The organism is Enterobacter cloacae complex sp. 6730903, assembly GCF_048283985.1.
Lineage (GTDB): Bacteria > Pseudomonadota > Gammaproteobacteria > Enterobacterales > Enterobacteriaceae > Enterobacter > Enterobacter hormaechei_C.
The window spans coordinates 1-12691 of record NZ_JBLVXX010000035.1 but is presented as its reverse complement, the minus strand read 5'-3'; the positions used below and the strand labels follow the sequence as shown (position 1 = coordinate 12691).

General features: G+C 57.0%; 11 protein-coding genes. All 11 read left to right on the top strand.

Annotation, left to right across the window (positions count from 1 at the left end; all coding sequences use genetic code 11):
• Positions 1-169 precede the first annotated feature (169 nt).
• The 11 genes from nrdH to emrB all read left to right on the top strand — a co-directional run bounded on the left by nrdH (position 170) and on the right by emrB (position 12585).
• Positions 170-409 (top strand): glutaredoxin-like protein NrdH, encoded by a 240-nt coding sequence (gene nrdH, locus ACNQ0W_RS17300; protein WP_017382770.1) that lies wholly within the window; start codon positions 170-172, stop codon positions 407-409.
• Positions 406-816 carry a class Ib ribonucleoside-diphosphate reductase assembly flavoprotein NrdI gene (gene nrdI, locus ACNQ0W_RS17295; protein WP_015571656.1) on the top strand — a complete coding sequence of 137 codons (411 nt, stop codon included), beginning with the start codon at positions 406-408 and terminating at the stop codon, positions 814-816. Before nrdH ends, nrdI begins: the two co-directional genes overlap by 4 nt.
• Entirely contained in the window at positions 789-2933 is a 2145-nt protein-coding gene (nrdE, locus tag ACNQ0W_RS17290; RefSeq protein ID WP_062933555.1) for a class 1b ribonucleoside-diphosphate reductase subunit alpha, read from the top strand. Before nrdI ends, nrdE begins: the two co-directional genes overlap by 28 nt.
• A 9-nt stretch (positions 2934-2942) precedes the next feature.
• Entirely contained in the window at positions 2943-3902 is a 960-nt protein-coding gene (gene nrdF, locus ACNQ0W_RS17285) for a class 1b ribonucleoside-diphosphate reductase subunit beta (RefSeq protein WP_062933554.1), read from the top strand.
• A gap of 333 nt (positions 3903-4235) precedes the next feature.
• Complete coding sequence (proV, locus tag ACNQ0W_RS17280; RefSeq protein WP_022649131.1) at positions 4236-5438, top strand: glycine betaine/L-proline ABC transporter ATP-binding protein ProV; 1203 nt, start codon at positions 4236-4238, stop codon at positions 5436-5438.
• On the top strand, positions 5431-6495 hold the full coding sequence (gene proW, locus ACNQ0W_RS17275) for a glycine betaine/L-proline ABC transporter permease ProW (protein WP_015571659.1): 1065 nt from the start codon (positions 5431-5433) through the stop codon (positions 6493-6495). Before proV ends, proW begins: the two co-directional genes overlap by 8 nt.
• 9 nt (positions 6496-6504) lie before the next feature.
• Positions 6505-7500 carry a glycine betaine/L-proline ABC transporter substrate-binding protein ProX gene (gene proX / locus ACNQ0W_RS17270; RefSeq protein ID WP_017382774.1) on the top strand — a complete coding sequence of 332 codons (996 nt, stop codon included), beginning with the start codon at positions 6505-6507 and terminating at the stop codon, positions 7498-7500.
• A gap of 188 nt (positions 7501-7688) precedes the next feature.
• Positions 7689-8873 (top strand): MFS transporter, encoded by a 1185-nt coding sequence (locus tag ACNQ0W_RS17265; RefSeq protein WP_062933553.1) that lies wholly within the window; start codon positions 7689-7691, stop codon positions 8871-8873.
• Positions 8874-9187: 314 nt separating this feature from the next.
• A complete protein-coding gene (gene emrR / locus ACNQ0W_RS17260) occupies positions 9188-9718 on the top strand; it encodes a multidrug efflux transporter EmrAB transcriptional repressor EmrR (protein WP_017694792.1) in 531 nt (176 codons plus the stop codon).
• Between the two features lie 130 nt (positions 9719-9848).
• Entirely contained in the window at positions 9849-11021 is a 1173-nt protein-coding gene (gene emrA, locus ACNQ0W_RS17255) for a multidrug efflux MFS transporter periplasmic adaptor subunit EmrA (protein WP_017382776.1), read from the top strand.
• Between the two features lie 16 nt (positions 11022-11037).
• The gene (gene emrB / locus ACNQ0W_RS17250) at positions 11038-12585 is read left to right on the top strand and encodes a multidrug efflux MFS transporter permease subunit EmrB (protein ID WP_006811709.1); all 1548 of its coding nucleotides are present in this window, start codon (positions 11038-11040) and stop codon (positions 12583-12585) included.
• Positions 12586-12691: the final 106 nt, after the last annotated feature.

Sequence of the window (12691 nt, the reverse complement as noted above, 5' to 3'; positions counted from 1 at the left end):
CCCGCCCTGCCCCGACAGGCTCATCATTGGGGCCATATTAATCTGCATTTCCCATATCTTGTGTGGTTGAAACTTATCGCAACTACATCTAGTATTCCCTTTAGCAAGATACACACAACATGACGCGTTAACTCGCGCCGTTCTCTCATTCTAAATGGAAATACGAATCATGAGCATTATTATTTACACTCGTAACGATTGTGTTCAGTGCCACGCCACGAAACGGGCAATGGAGAGCCGCGGCGTGGCATTTGAGATGGTCAATATTGATCAGGTGCCCGACGCGGCAGACACCCTGCGGGCGCAGGGGTTTCGTCAGCTTCCGGTTGTGGTTGCCGGCGACACCAGCTGGTCTGGCTTTCGTCCGGACATGATCAACCGCCTTGCCGCTCAGGGCGTCAGTGCATGAGCACGCTGGTCTACTTTTCCAGCAGCTCGGAAAACACGCTTCGGTTTATGGAGCGTCTCGGGCTGCCCGCGATACGCATTCCGCTGAACGAGCGGGAGCGTATTCAGGTAGACGAACCCTATATTCTGGTGGTGCCCAGCTATGGCGGTGGCGGCACCGCGGGGGCGGTGCCTCGTCAGGTGATCCGCTTTCTGAACGATCCCCATAACCGGCAGCTGATTCGCGGCGTGATCGCGGCAGGCAATCGCAACTTCGGCGAGGCCTTTGCCCGCGCCGGGGATGTCATCTCTCAAAAATGCGGCGTGCCGTATCTCTATCGTTTTGAACTGATGGGGACACAGCAGGACGTAGAGAACGTGCGTAAAGGAGTGAACGAATTTTGGCAACGACAACCGCAGAACGCGTGATTCAGGCGACGCCGGATTACCACGCATTAAACGCCATGCTAAACCTCTATGACCGCGAGGGGCGCATTCAGTTTGGCAAAGATCGTGAGGCGGTGGACGCCTTTTTTGCCGCTCATGTACGCCCGAACAGCGTCGCCTTTGGCAGCCAGCAGGAACGTCTCGACTGGCTGGTAAAAGAGGGTTATTACGAAGAGCGTGTCCTGACCCGCTACGACCGCGCCTTCGTGGTGGCATTGTTTGAACGGGCGCACGCCAGCGGTTTTCGCTTCCAGACGTTTCTCGGCGCGTGGAAGTATTACACCAGCTACACCCTGAAAACCTTTGACGGCAAACGCTATTTAGAAAGCTTTGAAGATCGCGTGGTGATGGTGGCGCTGACGCTGGCGCAGGGCGATGAAGCGCTGGCCGAAAGACTCATGGAGGAGATCCTCTCCGGCCGCTTCCAGCCCGCCACGCCAACGTTCCTTAACTGCGGGAAAGCCCAGCGCGGTGAGCTGGTCTCCTGCTTCCTGCTGCGTATTGAAGACAATATGGAGTCGATTGGCCGTGCGGTGAATTCGGCGCTACAGCTGTCGAAACGCGGCGGCGGCGTGGCGTTTCTGCTTTCGAACCTGCGGGAGGCGGGCGCGCCGATTAAGCGCATCGAAAACCAGTCCTCCGGCGTCATCCCGGTGATGAAGATGCTGGAAGATGCCTTCTCATACGCCAACCAGCTTGGCGCACGTCAGGGCGCGGGCGCGGTTTATCTGCACGCGCACCACCCGGACATTCTGCGTTTTCTGGATACCAAACGTGAAAATGCCGACGAAAAGATCCGCATCAAAACCCTGTCGCTTGGCGTGGTGATCCCGGATATCACGTTTAAGCTGGCTAAAGAGAATGCCGACATGGCGCTCTTCTCACCGTATGACGTTGAGCGGATTTACGGCAAAGCCTTTGGCGACGTGGCGATAAGCGAGCTGTACGACGAGCTGGTGGCCGACGATCGCATTCGCAAAAAAACCATCAACGCCCGCGATTTCTTCCAGACGCTGGCTGAAATTCAGTTTGAGTCCGGCTATCCGTACATCATGTACGAGGACACGGTGAACCGCGCTAACCCGATTGCCGGGCGCATCAACATGAGCAATCTGTGCTCGGAGATTTTGCAGGTCAACAGCGCGTCCAGCTACGACGAAAACCTCGACTACGCGGACGTGGGCAAGGATATCTCCTGTAACCTCGGGTCGCTGAATATTGCCCACACCATGGATTCACCCGATTTTGGCCGCACGGTAGAGACCGCCATTCGCGGGCTGACGGCGGTATCGGACATGAGCCACATCCGCAGCGTACCGTCCATTGAGGCGGGCAATGCCGCGTCGCATGCCATCGGCCTTGGGCAGATGAACCTGCACGGCTATCTGGCGCGGGAGGGCATCGCCTACGGCAGCCCGGAAGGGCTGGATTTCACCAACCTTTATTTCTACACCATCACCTGGCATGCGCTGCATACCTCGATGATGCTGGCGCGCGAACGCCACCAGCGGTTCGCAGGCTTTGAGCAGTCGCGCTACGCCAGCGGAGAGTATTTCAGCCAGTATCTGGAAGGCGACTGGCAGCCGAAAACTGAAAAAGTACGCGCGCTGTTCGACCGCGCTGGCATCACCCTGCCGACGCGTGAGATGTGGCAACAGCTGCGTGAAGAGGTGATGCGCTACGGCATTTATAACCAGAACCTTCAGGCGGTGCCGCCAACCGGCTCCATTTCCTATATCAATCACGCCACGTCGAGCATCCACCCCATCGTGTCGAAGATTGAAATCCGTAAAGAAGGCAAAACCGGGCGCGTCTACTACCCTGCCCCGTTTATGACCAACGAGAATCTGGCGCTGTACCAGGACGCCTATGAGATCGGCCCGGAAAAGATCATTGATACCTACGCCGAGGCGACTAAACATGTGGACCAGGGGCTGTCGCTGACGCTCTTCTTCCCGGACACCGCCACCACGCGGGATATCAACAAAGCGCAGATCTACGCCTGGAAGAAAGGCATCAAAACGCTGTACTACATTCGCCTGCGCCAGCTCGCGCTGGAAGGCACCGAAATTGAAGGCTGCGTGTCCTGCGCGCTGTAAGGAGAAAGGATGAAACTGTCACGCGTAAGCGCCGTTAACTGGAACAAAATTCAGGATGATAAAGACCTGGAGGTCTGGAACCGCCTGACCAGCAACTTCTGGCTGCCGGAAAAAGTCCCGCTCTCCAACGATATTCCGGCCTGGCAAACCCTGAACCATGCCGAGCAGCAGCTGACAATCCGCGTCTTTACCGGCCTGACGCTGCTGGACACCATTCAGAATACCGTGGGTGCGCCCGCGCTGATGAGTGATGCGCTAACCCCGCACGAAGAGGCGGTAATGTCGAATATCAGCTTTATGGAGGCGGTGCATGCCCGCTCCTACAGCTCGATTTTCTCCACCCTGTGCCAGACCAGAGACGTGGACGCCGCCTACGCCTGGAGTGAAGAGAGCGCGTCATTGCAGCGCAAGGCAGATCTGGTGCTGGGATATTACCGGGCCGACGAGCCGCTGAAGAAAAAGATCGCCAGCGTGTTCCTGGAATCTTTCCTCTTCTATTCCGGCTTCTGGCTGCCCATGTACTGGTCGAGCCGGGGCAAGCTCACCAACACCGCCGATTTGATTCGCCTCATCATCCGCGATGAAGCGGTACACGGGTATTACATCGGCTATAAGTATCAGAAAGGGCTGGAGAAAGTCAGCGCGGAAAAACGCGAGGAACTCAAAGGTTTTGCCCTCGATTTACTGATGGATCTGTATGACAACGAGCTGAGCTATACCGAAGAGCTGTACGCCGGAACGGGCTGGGAAGAGGACGTAAAAGCTTTCCTCTGCTACAACGCCAACAAAGCGCTGATGAACCTGGGCTACGAAGCGTTATTCCCACCAGACATGGCGGAGGTGAACCCGGCGATCCTCGCGGCGCTGTCGCCCAACGCTGATGAAAACCACGACTTCTTTTCCGGGTCCGGCTCGTCGTACGTGATGGGTAAAGCGGTGGAGACGCAAGACGAGGACTGGGATTTTTAATGAATGAATTAACGTTCATTAATTAACTCTGCATTTCATTATTTCCAGCCGAATATTCCACGACGTACTACACTGTAATTTCCCCGTCATATTCGCCTGAATCACACCGATTCAGGCGAAATTTCCCCATGCAACAGCAAAAAATTGAGAAAAATTCAAACCGCCCTCAGCCCTTTATTCATGGGAAATTCAGCCGTTTCGCTTGCGGCAAAATTCCGCCCTCAGGCTGGACCAGGGTTGTCTCAGATTCTGAGTATGTTAGGGTAATGCCAGTTAACTATTTACCATGGTAATCATATCGACATAAACAAATAACAGGACACTCTCTATTGCATGGCAATTAAATTAGAAGTGAAAAATCTTTATAAAGTATTTGGCGAGCACCCGCAGCGTGCTTTCAAATATATTGAGAAAGGCCTTTCGAAAGAGCAAATTCTGGAAAAAACCGGGCTATCGCTTGGCGTTAAAGACGCCAGTCTGGCCATTGAAGAAGGCGAGATTTTTGTCATCATGGGATTATCCGGTTCGGGTAAATCCACTATGGTTCGCCTTCTCAATCGCCTGATTGAACCCACCCGCGGACAGGTGCTGATAGACGGCGTGGATATCGCCAGAATATCAGACGCCGAACTCCGCGAGGTGCGCAGAAAGAAAATTGCGATGGTATTTCAGTCATTTGCACTGATGCCGCACATGACGGTACTCGATAATACCGCCTTTGGCATGGAGTTAGCCGGTACACCCGCTCAGGAACGTCAGGAAAAAGCCCTTGATGCACTGCGTCAGGTCGGGCTGGAAAATTATGCTCATGCGTATCCGGATGAACTCTCCGGCGGTATGCGTCAGCGTGTGGGATTAGCGCGCGCATTAGCGATTAATCCGGACATTTTATTAATGGACGAAGCCTTCTCGGCGCTCGATCCCTTAATTCGCACCGAGATGCAGGATGAACTGGTAAAATTACAGGCCAAACATCAGCGCACCATTGTTTTTATTTCTCACGATCTGGATGAAGCCATGCGTATTGGCGACCGTATCGCCATTATGCAAAATGGTGAAGTGGTGCAGGTCGGTACGCCGGATGAAATTCTCAATAATCCGGCGAATGATTATGTGCGCACCTTCTTCCGCGGCGTGGATATTAGCCACGTATTCAGTGCGAAAGATATTGCCCGTCGAACACCAAACGGCATTATTCGTAAAACGCCAGGTTTTGGCCCGCGCTCCGCGCTGAAGCTGTTGCAGGACGAAGACCGTGAATACGGTTATCTGGTTGAACGCGGCAATAAATTTGTCGGCGTGGTCTCCATTGACTCTCTGAAAACCGCCCTGAGCGAAAACCAGGGAATCGATGCGGCGTTGATTGACGCTCCGCTTGCCGTGGACGCCGAAACGCCGCTCAGCGAGTTGCTCTCTCACGTGGGTCAGGCGCCGTGCGCCGTGCCGGTCGTCGGTGAAGAACAACAGTACGTTGGCATCATCTCAAAACGGATGCTGCTACAGGCTTTAGATCGCGAGGGGACAAACAATGGCTGATCAATCAAACCCATGGGGCACCACTGAAGCAGCGGACAGCGCGGCGCAATCTGCCGATGCGTGGGGGTCGACGCCTGCGCCTGCCGATGGCGGCGGCGCGGCAGACTGGCTCAACAGCGCACCAGCGCCTGCCCCAGAGCATTTCAATATTATGGATCCGTTCCACAAGACGCTGATCCCGCTGGATAGCTGGGTAACGGAGGGGATCGACTGGGTCGTTACCCACTTCCGTCCGGTGTTCCAGGGGATCCGCATCCCGGTGGATTACATCCTGAACGGCTTCCAGCAGCTGATGCTGGGCATGCCCGCGCCGGTGGCGATTATCCTGTTCTCGCTGATCGCATGGCAGTTCGGCAGCGCGGGTATGGGGATCGCCACGCTCATCTCCCTGATTGCCATCGGCGCGATTGGCGCGTGGTCTCAGGCGATGATCACCCTGGCGCTGGTGCTGACCGCCCTGCTGTTCTGCGTGGTGATCGGCCTGCCGATGGGGATCTGGCTGGCGCGCAGCCCCAGGGCCGCGAAGATTATCCGCCCGCTGCTGGATGCGATGCAGACCACGCCAGCGTTCGTTTACCTGGTGCCTATCGTGATGCTGTTCGGCATCGGTAACGTACCGGGGGTGGTCGTGACCATTATCTTCGCCCTGCCACCGATTATTCGCCTGACCATTCTGGGCATTAACCAGGTGCCTGCGGATCTGATAGAGGCATCGCGCTCGTTCGGCGCCAGCCCGCGTCAGATGCTGTTTAAGGTTCAGCTTCCGCTGGCGATGCCGACCATTATGGCAGGTGTTAACCAGACGCTGATGCTGGCGCTGTCGATGGTGGTGATCGCCTCGATGATTGCCGTTGGCGGGTTAGGTCAGATGGTACTGCGCGGCATTGGCCGTCTCGATATGGGGCTGGCGACCGTCGGCGGCGTCGGGATTGTGATCCTCGCCATCATTCTTGACCGCCTGACCCAGGCTGTCGGTCGTGATTCACGTAGTCGCGGCAACCGTCGCTGGTACACCACCGGCCCTGTCGGGTTACTCACCCGCCCATTTACAAAATAAGGAACAACGATGCGACATAACGTACTTTTTGCCACAGCGTTTGCGACCCTTGTCTCCACCAGCGCCGTTGCCGCTGACCTGCCGGGCAAAGGCATTACCGTGCAGCCGGTGCAGAGCACCATTTCGGAAGAGTCCTTCCAGACCCAGATTGTCAGCCGTGCGCTGGAGAAACTGGGCTATACGGTGAATACCGCCAGCGAAGTGGATTACAACGTGGGCTATACCTCCATTGCCTCCGGTGATGCCACCTTTACCGCCGTGAACTGGCAGCCGCTGCACGACGACATGTATGCCGCCGCAGGCGGTGACAAGAAATTCTACCGCGAAGGCACCTTTGTGACCGGCGCTGCGCAGGGATATCTGATCGACAAGAAAACCGCCGATAAATATCACATCACCAATATTGAACAGCTGAAAGATCCGAAGATCGCAAAACTGTTTGATACCAACGGTGACGGTAAAGCCGACATGATGGGCTGTTCGCCGGGCTGGGGCTGTGAAGCGGTGATTAACCACCAGAACAAAGCCTTCGATCTGGCGAAGACCGTCGACGTGAGCCACGGCAATTACTCTGCGATGATGGCCGACACCATCGCCCGCTTTAAAGAAGGCAAGCCGGTGATCTACTACACCTGGACGCCGTACTGGGTGAGCGACGTGCTGAAGCCGGGCAAAGACGTGGTGTGGTTGCAGGTGCCCTTCTCCTCCCTGCCAGGCGAGCAGAAAGATATCGACACCAAACTGCCAAACGGCATGAACTATGGCTTCCCGGTGAACACCATGCATATTGTGGCGAACAAAGCCTGGGCCGAGAAAAACCCGGCGGCGGCGAAGCTGTTCTCGGTGATGAAACTGCCGCTGGCAGACATTAACGCCCAGAACGCGATGATGCACGCGGGTAAATCATCCGAAGCTGATATCAAAGGCCACGTGGATGGCTGGATCAAAGCCCACCAGCAGCAGTTCGATGGCTGGGTGAAAGAGGCGCTTGAGGCGCAGAAGTAAAACATTTTCCCTCACCCTAACCCTCTCCCAGGGGGAGAGGGGACGATGACCACCCTCTCCCTTTGGGAGAGGGCCGGGGTGAGGGGCTTAACCGCACAATCCACCACGTAACTATTCCCCAACATTCACCATCATTGGTTATTATGTTTCCGGAAAAATAATCACTTAACTCACGATTCCTGAAACTAATGACAAAAACAACTCAAGGGCTTAGCCCCGCACTCATCCTTTTAATGTCCGTGGCAACGGGTCTGGCCGTCGCCAGCAACTATTACGCACAACCACTGCTCGACACCATCGCACGCGCCTTCGATCTTTCAGCCAGCTCCGCCGGGTTTATTGTCACCGCCGCACAGCTCGGCTATGCGGCCGGGCTGCTCTTCCTGGTGCCATTAGGCGATATGTTTGAGCGCCGGATGCTTATCGTCTCCATGACGCTGCTGGCGGCGGGCGGGATGTTGATCACCGCCAGCAGCCAGTCGTTAACGATGATGATTATCGGCACCGCGCTGACGGGGCTGTTCTCGGTGGTGGCGCAAATTCTGGTTCCCCTCGCCGCGACGCTGGCTTCCCCGGAAAAACGCGGCAAAGTGGTCGGCACTATCATGAGCGGCCTGCTGCTGGGCATCCTGCTGGCGCGAACCGTTGCCGGGCTGCTGGCGAGCCTCGGCGGCTGGCGCACCGTTTACTGGGTGGCGAGCGTGCTGATGGTTATCATGGCGCTGGCCCTGTGGCGCGGCCTGCCAAAGGTGAAGCAGGAAAATCACTTGAACTATCCGCAGCTCCTCGCCTCCGTTTTCAGCCTCTTCACCCGGTATAAACTCCTGCGCACGCGCGCCGTTCTGGGGTGTCTTACCTTCGCTAACTTCAGCATCTTATGGACGTCGATGGCATTTCTGCTCGCCGCGCCGCCGTTTAACTACTCAGAAGGCGTGATTGGCCTGTTCGGGCTGGCAGGCGCGGCTGGCGCACTGGGCGCGCGCCCGGCGGGTGGGCTGGCTGATAAAGGTAAATCTCATATGACCACCTCCGCAGGGCTGGTTTTACTCCTGCTCTCCTGGGCGGCCATCTGGTACGGACACGTCTCCGTGCTGGCGCTGATTGTCGGTATTCTGGTGCTCGACCTCACCGTGCAGGGCGTACACATCACCAACCAGACCGTGATTTACCGGGTGAAGCCGGACGCCCGTAACCGTCTGACGGCCGGGTACATGACCAGCTACTTTATCGGCGGCGCGGCGGGCTCGCTCATCTCAGCCTCCGCCTGGCAGCATGCGGGCTGGACGGGCGTGTGCGCCATCGGCGCCATCGTCGCGGCGATAAATCTGCTGGTATGGTGGCGCGGCTATCACCGTCAGGAAGCAATTCACTAAGTTTTACATTGCTTTGGGCCCCCTGGGGTGTAAAGGGGGCCTGCATCTGTTAAGGTAACGGTAATCATTTATCCCAGAAATTTTACTGTGGGTGACATATTTACTACCGGCATGAATAGTTCAGACCCCTGTCCTCACATCCCCTCTTTCGCGGGTACACACCCCACGCTCTCTGTGCTCACCGGGTCACGGATTTACCCGGCGCTTTCTGATGGTGACATACGTTTGGCGGATATAACCGCACAAATAATTCATTTACATTATTTGTCACTGTCGTTACTATATCGGCTGTAATTAATGAGGTTATGCCCAAAATGGATAGTTCGTTTACGCCCATTGAACAAATGCTTAAGTTCCGCGCCAGTCGTCATGAGGACTTCCCGTATCAGGAAATCCTGCTGACCCGCCTGTGCATGCACATGCAGGGTAAGCTGCTGGAAAATCGTAACAAGATGCTGAAAGCGCAAGGGATTAACGAGACGTTGTTTATGGCGTTGATTACGCTGGAGTCTCAGGAAAATCACAGCATTCAGCCGTCGGAACTGAGCTGTGCGCTGGGGTCATCCCGTACCAATGCGACCCGTATCGCGGATGAACTGGAAAAGCGCGGCTGGATTGAACGCCGTGAAAGCGATAACGATCGCCGCTGCCTGCATCTGCAACTGACCGAGAAAGGTCACGAATTCTTGCGCGAAGTGCTGCCACCGCAGCACAACTGCCTGCACCAGCTCTGGTCTGCCCTCAGCACCGCCGAGCGCGACCAGCTTGAGCACATTACTCGCAAGCTGCTCACCCGTCTGGACCAGATGGATGAAGACGGCGTCATCCTTGAGGCGCTGCGCTAACGCGACGATCCGCTCAACATTCCAGATTGCTAAAAAGAAAAACTGACAGGCCAGCACGTGAAACTGCTGGCCTTTCTGACAACAGGTCGGCTCAGCCGATGTGAAAATAAAAAGATCGTGGAGAACAACAATGAGCGCAAATGCGGAGAACACCCTCCCGCAGCAACCGGCCAACAAAAAGGGCAAACGTAAGAGCGCCCTTATTCTGCTGACCTTGCTCTTTATTATTATTGCCGTGGCATATGGGATCTATTGGTTTTTAGTCTTGCGTCATGTTGAAGAGACAGACGATGCATACGTGGCAGGGAATCAGGTTCAAATCATGGCGCAGGTGTCAGGCAGCGTGACGAAAGTCTGGGCTGATAACACCGACTTTGTGAAAAAAGGCGATGTGCTGGTCACGCTCGACCCGACCGACGCCCAACAGGCGTTTGAAAAAGCACAGACGGCGCTGGCCTCCAGCGTTCGCCAGACCCGCCAGCTGATGATCAACAGCAAGCAGCTTCAGGCCAATATCGACGTGCAGAAAACGGCCCTGGCTCAGGCGCAGAGCGACCTCAATCGTCGTGTTCCTCTCGGCACCGCCAACCTGATTGGCCGTGAAGAGTTGCAGCACGCCCGCGACGCGGTGGCCAGCGCACAGGCGCAACTGGACGTGGCGATCCAACAGTACAACGCTAATCAGGCGATGGTGCTGGGTACTTCTCTGGAAAACCAGCCAGCGGTGAAACAGGCGGCGACCGAAGTGCGTAACGCATGGCTTGCCCTGCAACGTACCAAAATCGTCAGCCCGATGACCGGCTACGTTTCCCGTCGTTCCGTACAGCCAGGGGCGCAGATTAGCACCACCACGCCGCTAATGGCGGTCGTTCCGGCGAACAATCTGTGGGTCGATGCGAACTTCAAAGAGACCCAGCTGGCGCATATGCGTATCGGCCAGACCGCGACCGTGGTCAGCGATATTTACGGCGATGACGTTAAGTACACCGGAAAAGTGGTCGGTCTGGACATGGGGACCGGCAGCGCGTTCAGCCTGCTGCCTGCACAGAACGCCACCGGCAACTGGATCAAAGTGGTTCAGCGCTTGCCTGTGCGTATCGAGCTGGATCCTAAGCAGCTGGCAGACCATCCGCTGCGAATTGGCCTTTCCACGCTGGTGACGGTCGATACCGCCAACCGCGACGGTCAGATCCTCGCAAGCCAGGTGCGCAGTACGCCAGCTTATGAAAGTAACGCCCGTGAAATTAGCCTCGATCCGGTCAATAAGCTGATCGATGACATCGTGAAGGCAAACGCCGGTTAAGCCGAAGGTGAGCGTTATGCAACAGCAAAAGCCGCAAAAACCGCTGGAGGGGGCGCAGCTGGTCATTATGACCATTGCGCTGTCGCTGGCGACATTCATGCAGGTGCTGGACTCCACCATCGCAAACGTGGCGATCCCTACGATCGCCGGGAACCTTGGCTCATCGCTGAGCCAGGGGACCTGGGTCATTACCTCGTTCGGGGTGGCGAACGCCATCTCCATTCCCATCACCGGCTGGCTGGCGAAGCGCGTCGGTGAAGTGAAGCTGTTCCTCTGGTCGACGATCCTGTTCGTGCTGGCCTCCTGGGCCTGCGGCATGTCCAGCAGCCTGACGATGCTGATTTTCTTCCGCGTCATCCAGGGGATTGTCGCCGGGCCGTTGATTCCGCTGTCGCAGAGTTTGCTGCTGAACAACTATCCGCCCGCCAAGCGCTCCATCGCGCTCGCGCTGTGGTCGATGACGGTGATCGTCGCCCCGATATGCGGGCCAATCCTCGGCGGCTATATCAGCGATAACTATCACTGGGGCTGGATCTTCTTCATCAACGTGCCCATCGGTGCGCTGGTGGTGCTGATGACGCTACAGTCTCTGCGTGGTCGCGAAACGCGGACCGAACAGCGGCGGATCGACGGCATCGGGCTGGCTCTGCTGGTTGTCGGCATCGGCAGCCTGCAAATCATGCTCGACCGCGGCAAAGAGCTGGACTGGTTTGCCTCTACGGAAATCATTGTGCTGACGGTGGTCGCCGTGGTGGCCATCAGCTTCCTGATTGTCTGGGAGCTGACGGACGATAATCCGATAGTCGACCTCTCGCTGTTTAAATCGCGAAACTTCACCATCGGCTGCCTCTGTATCAGCCTCGCCTATATGCTCTACTTCGGCGCGATTGTTCTGCTGCCGCAGCTGTTGCAGGAGGTGTACGGCTATACCGCAACCTGGGCGGGGCTGGCCTCCGCGCCGGTGGGGTTAATTCCGGTTCTGCTGTCGCCGATTATTGGCCGTTTCGCCCATAAGCTCGACATGCGCAGGCTGGTGACGTTCAGCTTCATCATGTACGCCGTGTGCTTCTACTGGCGCGCGTATACGTTTGAACCGGGAATGGACTTTGGCGCCTCCGCGTGGCCGCAGTTTATTCAGGGCTTCGCCGTAGCATGCTTCTTTATGCCGCTGACCACCATTACGCTCTCCGGCTTGCCCCCTGAGCGGATGGCGGCGGCATCGAGCCTGTCGAACTTCACCCGTACGCTGGCGGGCTCCATCGGGACATCGATCACCACCACGCTGTGGACCAACCGGGAATCGATGCACCATGCTCAACTCACCGAAGCGGTGAACCCGTTCAACCCTAACGCTCAGCAGATGTATAGCCAGCTTGAGGGGATGGGGATGACGGAGCAGCAGGCGTCCGGCTGGCTTGCCCAGCAGATCACCAACCAGGGGCTGATTATCTCGGCAAACGAGATTTTCTGGATATCGGCGGGGATCTTCATCGTCCTGCTGGGGCTGGTGTGGTTTGCCAAACCACCGTTTGGGGCCGGTAGCGGGGGCGGTGGGGCGCACTAGCTCTGTGCTCGGGTTGCCGGGTGGGGGGGGGGGGGGGGGGGGGGGGGGGGGGGGGGGGGGGGGGGGGGGGGCGGGGCGCGGGGGGGGGGGGGGGGGGCGGGCCGGC